This is a genomic window from Agrobacterium sp. SORGH_AS 787 (assembly GCF_030819035.1).
GTDB classification, from domain to species: domain Bacteria; phylum Pseudomonadota; class Alphaproteobacteria; order Rhizobiales; family Rhizobiaceae; genus Agrobacterium; species Agrobacterium larrymoorei_B.
The window spans coordinates 1,676,338-1,688,871 of record NZ_JAUTBG010000002.1 but is presented as its reverse complement, the minus strand read 5'-3'; the positions used below and the strand labels follow the sequence as shown (position 1 = coordinate 1,688,871).

Annotated in this window: 14 protein-coding genes; 11 read left to right on the top strand and 3 right to left on the bottom strand. The window is 57.4% G+C overall.

Annotation, left to right across the window (positions count from 1 at the left end; all coding sequences use genetic code 11):
- Positions 1-33 precede the first annotated feature (33 nt).
- From tldD to QE435_RS17315, 4 genes are read left to right on the top strand one after another with little or no spacing between them, the layout of a single operon-like run.
- Positions 34-1,449, top strand: a complete 1,416-nt coding sequence (gene tldD / locus QE435_RS17330; protein ID WP_349042127.1) for a metalloprotease TldD — start codon at positions 34-36, stop codon at positions 1,447-1,449.
- A 9-nt stretch (positions 1,450-1,458) separates the two neighbouring features.
- Complete coding sequence (locus QE435_RS17325) at positions 1,459-1,977, top strand: GrpB family protein (protein WP_349042126.1); 519 nt, start codon at positions 1,459-1,461, stop codon at positions 1,975-1,977.
- Between the two features lie 27 nt (positions 1,978-2,004).
- A complete protein-coding gene (locus tag QE435_RS17320) occupies positions 2,005-2,442 on the top strand; it encodes a VOC family protein (protein ID WP_306931431.1) in 438 nt (145 codons plus the stop codon).
- A gap of 9 nt (positions 2,443-2,451) precedes the next feature.
- A complete protein-coding gene (locus tag QE435_RS17315) occupies positions 2,452-3,126 on the top strand; it encodes an HAD family phosphatase (protein ID WP_349042125.1) in 675 nt (224 codons plus the stop codon).
- Here the strand turns inward: QE435_RS17315 and QE435_RS17310 are convergent.
- Together QE435_RS17310 and pdxH are read right to left on the bottom strand one after the other, a co-directional pair.
- Positions 3,123-3,434 (bottom strand): MazG nucleotide pyrophosphohydrolase domain-containing protein, encoded by a 312-nt coding sequence (locus QE435_RS17310; RefSeq protein WP_349042124.1) that lies wholly within the window; start codon positions 3,432-3,434, stop codon positions 3,123-3,125. The two genes, QE435_RS17315 and QE435_RS17310, sit on opposite strands and share 4 nt — an antisense overlap.
- A 166-nt stretch (positions 3,435-3,600) precedes the next feature.
- The gene (gene pdxH, locus QE435_RS17305; RefSeq protein ID WP_309772584.1) at positions 3,601-4,221 is read right to left on the bottom strand and encodes a pyridoxamine 5'-phosphate oxidase; all 621 of its coding nucleotides are present in this window, start codon (positions 4,219-4,221) and stop codon (positions 3,601-3,603) included.
- 57 nt (positions 4,222-4,278) lie between these two features.
- On the opposite strand from pdxH, the gene QE435_RS17300 reads away from it, so the two are divergent.
- The 5 genes from QE435_RS17300 to QE435_RS17280 all read left to right on the top strand — a co-directional run bounded on the left by QE435_RS17300 (position 4,279) and on the right by QE435_RS17280 (position 8,276).
- The gene (locus tag QE435_RS17300; RefSeq protein WP_309772583.1) at positions 4,279-4,728 is read left to right on the top strand and encodes an RT0821/Lpp0805 family surface protein; all 450 of its coding nucleotides are present in this window, start codon (positions 4,279-4,281) and stop codon (positions 4,726-4,728) included.
- A 211-nt stretch (positions 4,729-4,939) separates the two neighbouring features.
- Positions 4,940-6,058, top strand: coding sequence for a DnaJ C-terminal domain-containing protein (locus QE435_RS17295; RefSeq protein ID WP_349042123.1), 1,119 nt, complete (start codon positions 4,940-4,942; stop codon positions 6,056-6,058).
- Between the two features lie 131 nt (positions 6,059-6,189).
- On the top strand, positions 6,190-7,008 hold the full coding sequence (fabI, locus tag QE435_RS17290) for an enoyl-ACP reductase FabI (RefSeq protein WP_349042122.1): 819 nt from the start codon (positions 6,190-6,192) through the stop codon (positions 7,006-7,008).
- 94 nt (positions 7,009-7,102) lie between these two features.
- Positions 7,103-7,711, top strand: a complete 609-nt coding sequence (locus tag QE435_RS17285; protein WP_349042121.1) for a histidine phosphatase family protein — start codon at positions 7,103-7,105, stop codon at positions 7,709-7,711.
- 82 nt (positions 7,712-7,793) lie between these two features.
- The gene (locus QE435_RS17280; RefSeq protein ID WP_306931417.1) at positions 7,794-8,276 is read left to right on the top strand and encodes a hypothetical protein; all 483 of its coding nucleotides are present in this window, start codon (positions 7,794-7,796) and stop codon (positions 8,274-8,276) included.
- 75 nt (positions 8,277-8,351) lie between these two features.
- On the opposite strand, the gene QE435_RS17275 is transcribed toward QE435_RS17280, so the two are convergent.
- Positions 8,352-8,612 (bottom strand): DUF1344 domain-containing protein, encoded by a 261-nt coding sequence (locus QE435_RS17275; protein ID WP_062425904.1) that lies wholly within the window; start codon positions 8,610-8,612, stop codon positions 8,352-8,354.
- A gap of 262 nt (positions 8,613-8,874) precedes the next feature.
- Here QE435_RS17275 and QE435_RS17270 point away from each other — a divergent pair, with 262 nt between their 5' ends.
- Together QE435_RS17270 and aroC are read left to right on the top strand one after the other, a co-directional pair.
- Complete coding sequence (locus QE435_RS17270) at positions 8,875-11,295, top strand: EAL domain-containing protein (protein WP_349042120.1); 2,421 nt, start codon at positions 8,875-8,877, stop codon at positions 11,293-11,295.
- 130 nt (positions 11,296-11,425) lie between these two features.
- Positions 11,426-12,523, top strand: a complete 1,098-nt coding sequence (aroC, locus tag QE435_RS17265; RefSeq protein WP_309772577.1) for a chorismate synthase — start codon at positions 11,426-11,428, stop codon at positions 12,521-12,523.
- Positions 12,524-12,534 lie beyond the last annotated feature (11 nt).

The window sequence follows — 12,534 nt, the reverse complement described above, 5'->3', positions numbered from 1 at the left end:
ACAGATGATGGATGCTGACGCCTGGAGTACGCGATGACCCAAGACCTTCTGACGCTTTTCGATTGCGATGAGGGGACGTTGCGGAGCCGCGTGGCAGACGCGCTTGCCGGTGCCGATGACGGCGAACTCTTCGTCGAACACGCCCAGGCGGAATCGCTGACCTTCGACAATGGTCGCCTGAAGGGTGGCAGCTTCAATACCGATCAGGGCTTCGGCCTTCGTGCGGTCGCTGGCGAAACCGTAGGCTACGCCCATGCGGGTGAACTTTCGACTGCGGCATTGCAACGCGCGGCCGATGCTGTCGGCGCAGTCACCAAGGGATACTCCGGCTCTTACGCGGCGGCACCTCAGCGGACCAACAAGAAGCTTTATGGCGACGAAAACCCCATCGGCTCACCCTCCTTCGAGGAAAAGGTGAAGCTTCTGACCGAAATCGACGGCTATCTGCGGGACAAGGATCCGAAAGTTCGTCAGGTGACTGCATCAATTGCGGCAAGCTGGCAGATCGTCGATATTCTGCGCGCCGATGGCCACCGCGTCAGCGATATCCGTCCGATGACGCGCATCAATATTTCCGTCGTAGCCGGTGAAGGCGATCGCCAGGAGACCGGCTCTTACGGCATTGGCGGACGCGTCGGCTTCGGCGATTTCATCCAAACCGAGAGCTGGCAGCGAGGTGCCGACGAAGCGTTGCGTCAGGCGCTGGTCAATCTCACAGCGATCGATGCGCCTGCTGGTACCATGGATGTCGTGCTCGGCTCCGGCTGGCCTGGCGTCATGCTGCATGAAGCCGTCGGACACGGTCTCGAGGGCGATTTCAATCGCAAGAAAACATCTGCCTTCGCGGGACTGCTTGGTGAAATGGTGGCCGCACCCGGCGTCACGGTGGTGGATGATGGCACCATCGACAACCGTCGCGGCTCGCTGACGGTGGACGACGAGGGCACGCCGTCCGGCTACAATGTACTGATCGAAAACGGCAAGCTGGTCGGCTATATGCAGGACCGGCAGAATGCCCGGTTGATGGGCATGACCGCAACGGGCAACGGACGCCGTCAGGGCTATTCCCACGTTCCCATGCCGCGCATGACCAACACCTATATGCTCGGCGGCGACAAGACGCCGGAAGAGATCATCGGGTCGGTTAAAAAGGGCATCTATGCCGTTTCCTTCGGCGGCGGTCAGGTGGACATCACGTCGGGCAAATTCGTCTTTGGCTGCACGGAAGCCTATCTCATCGAGAACGGGAAGATCGGCGCACCCGTCAAAGGTGCCATGCTGATTGGCAACGGACCGGACGCGATGAAGCGCGTGACCATGATCGGCAACGACATGAAGCTCGACACCGGCATTGGCAATTGCGGCAAGGCAGGCCAGTGGGTACCGGTCGGCGTTGGCCAGCCGCATCTGCGTATGGACCAGATCACGGTCGGCGGCACCAGGGCTTGAGGTGGGCGGATGGCAACGCTCGTCGAGATCGTTGCCTACGATCCTGACTGGCCGTGTCTCTATCTCGATACTCAAGACCGTCTGGTCCTGTTGTTAAGCGGCATGGTCGAAAACATCGAGCATGTCGGCAGTAAATCCGTCGCCAATCTTCCCGCCAAGCCTTATATCGATATCGATGTCGTCCTGAAGCATTCCAGCTGCATGGACGATGCCAGGTCACGCATGGAAGCTGCAGGCTTTGAGCCACGCGGATCGCGCCATGGTGACGGCGTGTTTGCTTTCATGGTTCGGGATCCGTTGCCGGGTCTTCGCGTTTATCTTTGCCCGCCGGGCAGCAAGACCCACCAGAATAGAATGCGTTTCCGTGAAATCCTTCGCCAGAACCCCTCTCTTGCCAATGACTATGCGACGCTTAAGATGGTGCTCGCCAAGACATACAGGCACGATGGCGATGCCTATACGCAGGCCAAGTCCGACTTCATTCATAAGACGCTGAACACCGAAATCCCGCCCTCATCCGCACGATAAACACCCCTCCCCATTGATCAGGAAAAGATGACCTTCGTTTCCAATGCACTCGTTCCCGAACTTGCCGTCAGCGACTGGCACAAGAGCCGCACATTCTATTGTGATCTGATCGGCTTTCATGTCGTCTATGAGCGCCCGGAAGAAGGTTTCACCTATCTGGCGCTCGGCGACGCGCAATTGATGATCGACCAGATCGGTGCTGGACGTACCTTCGAGCAGGAGAATGCGCCGATCAGCTATCCCTTCGGCCGCGGCATGAACCTGCAATTGGCCGTTCCCTCCCTCCAGCTCATCCTTGACAGGTTGGAGCTTGCACGCGTTCCGCTCTTTCTCCCGCTCGAAGAGAAATGGTATCGCAAAGGAGAGACTGAAGTAGGCAACCGGCAGTTCGTCGTTGCCGACCCGGATGGCTATCTCATTCGCCCTTTCGAGAGCCTCGGCGAACGCGTCTTTCGGTTCGAGTAAGGCATGGACATGACATTACCGCACGTGCCGAAAGCGGTCATCTTCGATATGGATGGCCTCCTGATCGACAGCGAGACGCTTTACCGCGACTCCTTTCTTGCGGCATCGCAAGAGGGCGGGCACAACTTGCCTGTCGAGCTTTACCAGCGCGTCTGCGGTAGTCCGTGGGATGTGATCAGCGGAACCATCATTGCCGAGAATGGTGCGGATTTCCCCATGGATGCGTTTCGCGACGCATGGCTACGCCACCTGGCGATCAGCATGGCAGGGGGCGTGCAGATCAAGACTGGCGTTGTGGAGATGCTCGATCTGCTGGACGATCTGAAGCTGCCGCGTGCCATCGCCACCTCATCCCGGCACGAATCCGTCGATCGACACCTCGGACCTCATAACCTCCTCGGGCGCTTCGATCACATCGTGGCGCGCGAGGATTATACCGAGCCCAAGCCTTCCCCCATGCCCTATCTGACTGCCGCCAACCGTCTCCGCGTCGATCCTGCCGACTGCATGGCACTGGAGGATTCCTATCATGGCGTTCAATCCGCCTCCTCTGCCGGGATGATGACGGTGATGGTGCCGGATGTAGCGCCTGCGACCGAGCGGATGCGGGAGAAATGCGTTGCGATCTGCCCTAGTCTCTCGGACGTCGCTGCATTGCTGCGCGCGGAACCGACGCGCGGCTAATCCGCAGCGGCTGGATCGAAGCGCCATTTGCGTTGGATCGAACCGATGAGATCAAGCTGGTTGTGATGGGCAAGCAGAAGAACATGGCCGAACAGGTCTGCCAGCTCGTCCGAAAGGTCCTGCCTCATCTCTTCTGCCGTTTTGCCCTTTGCCCGACCGCGCGCCGTCAAGCGGTTCCACGCTTGCGTTACCTCGCCAACCTCTTCCTGCAGCTTCAGCATGAACCAGTCCGGATCGCGCTCAATACTGTTTGATGCGGCATAGTACGCCGAAGCTTTTTCGAATTTTTGCATCAAGTCGGCCAGCATCGTGTTCCCTCTTCGTTCACACGAATACTGATCATGATTCGGCCGCCGCTGTCGACGGCCATCCCGCTTACGGTATCCGCCCGAAATCGGACTCGATTTTCGGAAAGCACGATGCGTCGCTTCAAAAAAGGTAAAGCGCCGTGCGTCCAATGGGACGCACGGCGCTTTACGGGTACATGCGGACCTTCGCCCAAGGGGCGTCAGTGGTTTCCCGCCGGAATTCCACGCGGTCGTGGAGACGGAATTTCCGGTCGTGCCAGAATTCGATGGTCAGCGGATTGATGCGGAAGCCCGACCAATATGGGGGACGTGGAATATCACCCAGCGCATATTTGGCGGTATACTCCGCCACGGCCTTTTCAAGCGCGAAGCGACTTTCCAGCGGTCGGGACTGCTTGGAGGCCCAGGCACCGATACGGCTGCCACGGGGGCGTGAGGCATAATATTCATCTGCCTCTTCGTCCGAGACAATCTCCACCAAACCTCGAATGCGGACCTGTCGGCGGAGGCTTTTCCAATGGAAACACAAGCCGGCCTTCTGCTGTCCAAGAAGCTCGCGACCCTTGCGGCTCTCGAAATTCGTGTAGATCACAAAACCGCGTTCATCCGCCGCTTTCAACAGCACCATGCGCACGCTCGGCATTCCGTCCTCGTCCACGGAGGCCAGCGCCACCGCGTTTGGATCATTTATCTCGGACGCGGTTGCATCACGCAACCATTCAGCGAAAAGCGCGAATGGTTCATTTTCTTCCGTGAAGTCACTAGATGTTAACCCCGTTTCCGACATATTGAATAAAATGCTCCAAAGCTGATTTGCGTACCAGAGATGAGTTCTGGGTAAGAGATGGTGATCGTCATAGCAAAGTCGAACAGTCGCACAAAGAGCTTCCTGTCATCGGTCGTCAATGTTTTTGCCGCCGGCTTTATGGCCGTTGCACTGACAGGCTGTGTCAGTCTTGATCTTTTCGGCGGCGAAAAAGTCGACCGCTCGCTCTCCACGGCGTCCGTGCCAAACCAGCCGACCCAGCCGGTGCTCTCCGATGATGCCACCATTCGCAATGCCGTCACGTCTGCCGACCTGGTGAAAGTTGCCGATTCCCCTGTTCCATGGGCGAATGCTGCAACCGGCAGCGCTGGCGTCGTAACCGCGATCCGCGAAGACAGAAGCACCGGCTTCGTCTGCCGCAACTTCAACACCACGCGCCATTCCTTTGAAGGCGTGGCCAGCTATACGGGTCAAGCGTGCCTTTCCGAGACAGGCGAATGGCTGATGACCCGCTTCGACCAGAAGTAAAACATTTACCCTATCCTCAGAGATCAGACCGGCAATGCGCTCAGTAACGCGTGTGTAAAGGTCTGATTAGCAACTTCTTGCCACAGTCCTATCCAGTTCAAGACACTGATCGTGCAACATTTTCAAAGGTTGGCACGTTCAGGTCTGAGTTTCTTCTGTTTCAGGCCGCTTCGACAAGCGGCAGCAGTTTCGGGCGTAACTGGTGGTTCGGATGCGTGATCCCTATTCAATTCTCGGTGTCAAGCACGATGCCGATTCGGACGAGATAAAGGCCGCCTGGCGTTCCAAGGCGAAGACCGTTCATCCCGATCACAATCGCGATGATCCGGATGCCACTGCACGCTTCACCGAGATTGGACAGGCCTACGATCTGCTGAAGGATCCAAAGAAGCGCGGTTTCTACGACCAGGCACGTCGGGCCTCAGACGGCAAGCAACGCGAACAAACCATTATGCAGAAGCGGGAGGCCGCAAGGGAGGCCGCCCGCCAGGCTGCGGAACGCGCAAAGGCCGCCGAAAAACTGATGGAAGAACTGGCCCGGGCGCAGGCGCGCAACGAGAAGGCGGCCGCAGAGAGCACAGAAGATCCCTCTGCCGCCGCAACAAAGGGTAGCGCCAAACCGGAATCTCCCGAGGATATGCTGGAACGCATTTTCGGTGCGGAAGCGAAGGTGAAAGGCGGCGTTGACGCGGCAAAATTCGCCGTCAACGGATCGGTCGACGACGCATCCGCTCGCGAAACATCGGACGCCGGAAACTCCGTTGCCCTCGGCTTTTTCAACGCCCTTATCCGTCGTTTCAAGGCGCCTCCTCCAGTCGTGGAGAAAGCACCCGACATGACGGCCGAAGCCATTGTAACCGTGAACGACATTATCGCTCAGAAGCAGGTGACGCTTCGTATGCCCGATGAGCGGGAAGTGCGCTTTCACCTGCCGATCGGAACCACCGATGGACATGTGGTGCGACTGAAGGGCCAGGGCCTCAAGCTGCCGGAAACGCCGCGTGGCGATCTCGTCGTCACGGTTTTGACCGCCCGCGACGACGCGTTCACCGTGAAGGGCTACGATATCCACACAAGTCTACCGCTCGCACTTGCCGATGCCGTGCTGGGATGCGAGGCCAAGGTTCACTCGCCTCGTGGAGAACAGCAGGTTTCAGTGCCGGCATGGTCCGGTTCGGACAAGGCCATTCACGTGCCGGGCAAAGGCTTGCAAAAAGAAGATGGCACCTTCGGCGATCTCGTCGTCGAACTGCGTATCGTTCTGCTTGAAACACCAGATGCTAAAGTAACGGACCTGATGCGCCACATGCGCGAAGGCCTTTATCTGTGACGCCTGCGTGAAAGCGGTGAACAACGCACCCTTTGTTACGCTCCCTTACATGAGATGATCTGAGGCCTTCTTGAACAGCGGTTCTGCCTATGCCATAGGCAGGATCAATCTGGAATATGAGGGAGCATCACATGGCTCAGACATCCGGCCTGATGGCTGGCAAGCGCGGTCTCATCATGGGCGTCGCAAACAATCGTTCGATTGCCTGGGGCATTGCCAAGGCTTGCGCCGATGCCGGTGCCGAACTTGCCTTCACCTGGCAGGGTGACGCATTGAAGAAGCGCGTTGAGCCTTTGGCCCAGGAACTGGGCGCCTTCATGGCCGGGCACTGCGATGTCACCGATCTCGAAACGGTCGACGCTGTCTTTTCCAATCTCGAAGCCCATTGGGGCAAGATCGACTTCGTCGTGCACGCCATTGCGTTTTCCGACAAGGACGAGTTGACGGGTCGTTACCTCGACACGAGCCGCGACAACTTCAACCGCACCATGGACATCTCCGTCTATTCTCTGGCGGCCGTTGCAAAGCGCGCCGAGCCGATCATGAATGACAGTGGCTCGATTTTGACGCTGACCTATTATGGCGCTGAAAAGGTCATGCCGAACTACAACGTCATGGGCGTCGCCAAGGCAGCGCTCGAAGCAAGCGTGCGTTATCTGGCGGTCGATCTCGGCAACCGAGGCATTCGCGTCAACGCCGTCTCCGCCGGCCCGATCAAGACGCTTGCCGCTGCAGGCATTGGCGATTTCCGCTATATCCTGAAGTGGAACGAGTACAACGCACCGCTCAAGCGCACCGTTTCCATCGAGGAAGTCGGCAAGTCTGCGCTTTACCTGCTCTCGGACCTCTCCACCGGCGTGACGGGTGAAGTGCATCATGTGGATTCGGGCTATCACGCAATCGGCATGAAGGCTGTAGACGCGCCGGACATCTCCGTCGTAAAAGACTAACACGGTTCAGAGATAAGGACTGGCGCCGCCTCATTTTTGACGTGCGGCGCCGTCACGTCTTTAAAGGACAGAGTTAGAAACGCAGGGGTGAGCAGTGCTGGTCTATGTTATCCGCCACGGACAGACAGACTGGAACGCGATCAGAAGGCTTCAAGGCCAAAAGGACATCCCGCTTAACGACTTCGGCCGCTCCCAAGCGGTCGGCAACGGCAAGACCCTCGCCTCTATTCTCGGCCCGACAGCCACGGAATTCGATTACGTCGCAAGTCCCCTTGGCCGCACGCGTGAGACAATGGAACTTGTGCGCGGTGCGATGGGACTTGATCCTATAGACTACCGCACCGATGAGCGCCTTGTCGAAGTGTCCTTCGGCGACTGGGAAGGCTACACCCTCCCCGAACTCAAGCTTTCCTTTCCTGACCGCGTCAAGGCGCGCAAGGCGGCGAAATGGGATTTCATTCCGCCGGGCCAGAATGCCGAAAGCTATGAGATACTTTCCTGGCGCATCGGCGCCTGGCTTTCATCCGTCGAGCGCAAGACCGTTTGTGTTTGCCATGGCGGCGTGATCCGCAGCATGTTCCGGCTGGTCTCTGGCATGGACAAGGACGAAGCGGCGGAAATTCCCATTCCACAGGACAAGATATTGAAAGTCGAGACCGACAAGAATCTGGCCGAATGGGTTGACGTCAGAGAAACCGTCTAGTCTTACCCTGTGTCTGCCGCTCTGGACGTAAAGAAAGGCTTCAAATAGCTTCTTCAGAACGCTGAGGTTCAGGGAGCATGATATGCTTGGCAAAACGGTTTTCCTTGTTGCCGTGATGATGGCAAGTCTGGCCAACGCACAGGATACAGAGCCCGCCGAGACTGAACCTCCAGCACCGTGGAGACATCTTGACGGTCGCAACACCGGCACCGTTGGGACGTGCTCGCCGGACGATACTGGCGACATCACCATCTGTTATCTCGTGCGGTGTGACAAAGGCGAACTGGTCTTCGTCATGCAGGAGGCCGATATAGCGGAATTTGGGATTAGCAAGATGACCTTTGAGATCGGCCGCTACAAACGGACGATCAAGATGCCTCCCGTCAGGAACGATGAACAAGCGATCAGTCTTGCTAAGGAACCGAAGCTGCTCGCAGCGCTCACATCGGGCGCCGATTGGGCAAGCCTTTCAACGTCCGGCGCCCGGGTGGAATATAGTACGGGTTTCGAATTGACCAACGCGCCGAAATTGATTTCGGAGTTGCGTGCTAAATGCCTGAAATAATTAGAAGTGCCGCAGTAAAACGGTGCCCGTGTCAACAGCCTAAAAACAGATCACTGATGTGAACGCTGCATTCGCTTACTGCACGACCTCAAGGTCATCCACGACGCGCTTTCCGTCCACTTCCGTGTAAAACACCAGAACCTTCACGCCCGGTTGCAGTCCCTCGAAGTTGAACTCTTCCGGCACTTTGTAATTCTTGCCGTCAGCGAGCGTTATGTTCAGGCCCTTCACGTCAACCTTGCTGATGGTCGACTCGACATCGACGCTCTGAGCAAAGCTGTTCAAAGGGGCAAACAGATTTGCGGTGGCTAAAAGTGCGGCAATCATCAAGCGCATGGTTCTAGCCTCCTTCAGGCCCTGGATCAGTTTCTCATGCAACAAGATTTCTCTCCCGAATGTGGCGGAATTCGCCCGTAACAATGTCAATTTCCGTATAATTGGTGAATGGATTTTAACCAATATCAAACGTTTAGACTTTTTTCGAGACGTGGCCTCTGAAACACCAGCGGGGGCGCGCAGCTATACTATTTGTTTTAGATTATCTTTTAGGGTTCTCCTCGACCATTGTTTTCTTAGCTTGGACTGAGGACTGTCTGACGTGGCATCAGCATCGACATTTTCACGCAGCATCCGCGAGAAGAGCAAACGAAAAAAGATGCTGTTCGGAGCTTCGGCGGGCGTGTCGCTTGCGGTGATCTACTTTATCGATCCGGCCTCCTTCTGGATTGCATTGCCTCTCACCGTCATTCTCCTTTTGGTTGCAGAGCGCAATCACAATCTGACGATGATTCATATTCGAGAGAGCAAGTTCCTCGAACTCTCCCAGCGCTTCAAGCTCGCAATGGATTCGTCCAATATCGGCCTATGGGAGCTGAATGGCGGCGACGCGTGCTATCTGGATGGTCGTGCTGCAGGACTGCATGGCTACGCGACGACCGAGAACGGGTTTTCTCTCACGCGTTGGCTGGAAGCGGTCGCGCCAGAAGACCGGCCCAAGATCACCGACTTTCTGAGGCGTTGCACCGATGGGGAGGAAACCCATTCCGAAGCCTATAGAATTCAGTTGCGATCCGGTGAGATGCGCTATCTGCGGGCTGCAGGCGCAAACTATGGCACACCGGACGGTGCCCGGCACACGAGCGGCATCATCTGGGATGTCACCTCGGACATGCAGATCGCAGAGACGTTGAAGAACTCAATCTATAGCAGCCGCGTCAAGAATGCCGAGCTTGAGCTTGCACTTCAGGAACTGTCGTCCCGCGAACACGATCTGATGGAGTTGTCGCGACGGCTCGATTTCGCGCTCCAATCCTATAATTGCGGCATCTGGGAAGCCAATCTCACCAAGGACCATTCCTATTGGGATCGTCGTATGCACCAACTCTATGGGCTGGAATATACAACAGGTTACACGGATCGAGCGAAATGGCTGAACTGCCTCCACCCAGATGACAGAGAGAAGGCCGCCGCTGAGGCCGATCGCTCCGCAGCCAACAATGAGCCCTTCTCCAGCATTCAGCGCGTGCTGCCTCAAGATGAAGAGGTACGCTATATTCGCTCCGTGGGCAGTATCCATGTCGATCGGGATGGAGATCGCAAGGTCATCGGCATTGCTTTCGACATCACCGCAGATGTGCGCCTTGCCGAGGAGCTTAAGGCCGCGAAGGAAGAGGCCGAGGCACGCAACGCGGAATTGATCGAGGCCAAGTCACACATCGAGCACAACGCGCTGCACGATCCCTTGACCGGGCTGGCAAACCGTCGAAAGCTGGATAAGGAGCTGGACGATCTGACGTCATCGCCCATGGCAGATGGCCGGTCGCGTTTTGCCATCCTTCACCTTGACCTCGACCGCTTCAAACAGATCAACGACACGTTGGGGCACGCGGCGGGCGATGCGACGCTTGCCAGAGCCGCGGAAATTCTGACCCTCAATGTCGGTGACGCGGGCATCATCGCCCGTATTGGCGGCGACGAATTTGTCATCCTCATCCCGCAGCTGGCCGACAAGCACACCGTCACCTTGATCGCATCGAACATCATCGCAGCTTTCCAGCATCCCTTCGATTTTCAAGGGTTTACCTGCCGATGCGGCGTCTCGATCGGCATCGCCTTTGGCGAAGCCCAGGACAACGACGCGCGCAAGATTCTCATCAACGCCGACCTCGCCCTCTATCGTGCTAAAGCGATGGGCCGGAACCGCTACGAGTTCTTCACGCAAAATCTTCAAGCCGAGATCGTCAATCACAAGCGCACGGCCGATGAGATTCTGGAGGGGCTGGAAAAGGGTGAGTTCGAAACCTGGTACCAGCCGCAACTCTGCGCCAGAACCGGCGAGATCGCAGGCATGGAAGCGCTCGTCCGCTGGCGCCATCCCACACGCGGCCTGCTGACGCCGGACAAATTCCTGGGTATCGCAGAGGAGCTGGACGTCGTTCAGGCGCTCGATCGACTGACCTTGCAATCCGCGCTACAGGACCGGCGCTTGTGGAGTATGAAGGGACTGGAAATCCCCCGCGTTTCGGTCAATGTTTCGGTGCGTCGTCTGCATGACGTGCATCTGCTGGAAAGCCTGCAACAACTTCACATCCGGCCTGGCGAAGTTGTCTTTGAGTTGGTTGAATCCATCTTCCTCGATGACAGCGACGAGCAGGTCGTCCAAAATCTCGACAGGGTCAAAGCGCTTGGCATCGATGTCGAAATCGATGATTTCGGTACCGGGCATACCTCACTCATCAGCCTGCTGCGCCTCAAGCCGAAACGCCTCAAGATCGACCGGCAGCTGGTGATGCCGATTCTAAACTCTCCACAGGAGCGGGCGCTGGTCCGTTCCATCATCGACATCGCCCGCTCGCTCGGCGTCGAGACCGTGGCAGAGGGCGTGGAAACGATGGAGCATGCCGCTATGCTGAAAGATATGGGCTGCGATATCCTTCAAGGCTTTGCCTTTGCCGCGCCTTTGCCACCACACGAGTTTTCAGCCTTTGCCCTACAGCAGGAACTGCGTCGCGTGTCTTGATGCACGCTGCCCCAGCCGGATCAAAGAAAGGCTTTTGCCTTCCTGTTATTTTACACTAAGGAGATGACCGCGCATTTTTGTAAATATCGCGTCTCTCTAAGGAAACGCTGCCTGGTCTGGTTTTATTGTCATGTCGCATAACACGTTCGGTCACCTCTTCCGCGTTTCCACCTGGGGCGAAAGCCATGGTCCGGCGCTGGGCTGCGTGGTGGATGGCTGCCCTCCCGGCATTCGCTTCACGCTTGCGGAAGTGCAGGCCTGGATGGATAAGCGTAAGCCTGGCCAGAGCCGCTTCGTCACGCAGCGGCGCGAAGATGACATCGTCAAGGTTCTTTCCGGCGTGATGCTGGATGAGGACGGCGAGACCATGATCACCACAGGCACGCCGGTTTCCATGCTGATCGAAAACACCGACCAGCGCTCGAAGGATTATGGCGAGATCGCCAAGCGCTACCGTCCAGGCCACGCCGATTTCACCTACGATCTGAAATACGGCATTCGTGATTACCGCGGTGGCGGCCGCTCTTCTGCGCGCGAGACAGCAGCACGCGTGGCGGCCGGCGCGCTGGCCCGCAAGGTTGTGCCCGGGATGACCGTTCGCGCAGCACTCGTGCAGATCGGCAAGCACAAGATCAACCGCGACAATTGGGATTGGGCGCAGGTCAACGAGAACCCATTCTTCTGCCCGGATCCTGAGATGGTGCCTGTCTGGGAAGACTATCTCGATACGGTCCGCAAAGCGGGCTCTTCCATCGGTGCTGTGGTGGAAGTTGTCGCCGAGGGCGTTCCGGCAGGCATCGGCGCACCGATCTATGCCAAGCTCGATCAGGACATCGCATCCAATCTGATGTCGATCAACGCGGTCAAGGGTGTCGAGATCGGCGAAGGTTTTGCGTCCGCGGAACTCAGCGGCGAGGAAAATGCCGACGAGATGCGCATGGGCAACGATGGCCAGCCTTTCTTCCTGTCGAACCACGCCGGCGGCATTTTAGGTGGCATTGCGACCGGTCAGCCGATCGTCGCACGTTTTGCCATCAAGCCCACCTCTTCGATCCTCACCGAACGCCAGTCCATCGACGCCGATGGAAACAACGTCGACGTCCGCACCAAGGGCCGTCATGACCCTTGCGTGGGCATTCGCGCCGTTCCCATTGGCGAAGCCATGGTCGCCTGCACAGTAGCAGACCACTATCTGCGCGACCGCGGCCAGACTGGCAGACTGAAATAAACAGGAGAAAT

What these genes read in the sequence shown, in the direction of transcription:
- QE435_RS17320 (WP_306931431.1), top strand. Translation starts at nt 2,005, where the DNA reads ATGACCTTCGTTTCCAATGCACTCGTTCCCGAACTTGCCGTCAGCGAC.
- fabI (WP_349042122.1), top strand. Translation starts at nt 6,190, where the DNA reads ATGGCTCAGACATCCGGCCTGATGGCTGGCAAGCGCGGTCTCATCATG.
- QE435_RS17280 (WP_306931417.1), top strand. Translation starts at nt 7,794, where the DNA reads ATGCTTGGCAAAACGGTTTTCCTTGTTGCCGTGATGATGGCAAGTCTG.
- tldD (WP_349042127.1), top strand. Translation starts at nt 34, where the DNA reads ATGACCCAAGACCTTCTGACGCTTTTCGATTGCGATGAGGGGACGTTG.
- QE435_RS17300 (WP_309772583.1), top strand. Translation starts at nt 4,279, where the DNA reads ATGGTGATCGTCATAGCAAAGTCGAACAGTCGCACAAAGAGCTTCCTG.
- QE435_RS17275 (WP_062425904.1), bottom strand. Translation starts at nt 8,612, where the DNA reads ATGCGCTTGATGATTGCCGCACTTTTAGCCACCGCAAATCTGTTTGCC.
- QE435_RS17310 (WP_349042124.1), bottom strand. Translation starts at nt 3,434, where the DNA reads ATGCTGGCCGACTTGATGCAAAAATTCGAAAAAGCTTCGGCGTACTAT.
- aroC (WP_309772577.1), top strand. Translation starts at nt 11,426, where the DNA reads ATGTCGCATAACACGTTCGGTCACCTCTTCCGCGTTTCCACCTGGGGC.
- pdxH (WP_309772584.1), bottom strand. Translation starts at nt 4,221, where the DNA reads ATGTCGGAAACGGGGTTAACATCTAGTGACTTCACGGAAGAAAATGAA.
- QE435_RS17295 (WP_349042123.1), top strand. Translation starts at nt 4,940, where the DNA reads ATGCGTGATCCCTATTCAATTCTCGGTGTCAAGCACGATGCCGATTCG.
- QE435_RS17315 (WP_349042125.1), top strand. Translation starts at nt 2,452, where the DNA reads ATGACATTACCGCACGTGCCGAAAGCGGTCATCTTCGATATGGATGGC.
- QE435_RS17325 (WP_349042126.1), top strand. Translation starts at nt 1,459, where the DNA reads ATGGCAACGCTCGTCGAGATCGTTGCCTACGATCCTGACTGGCCGTGT.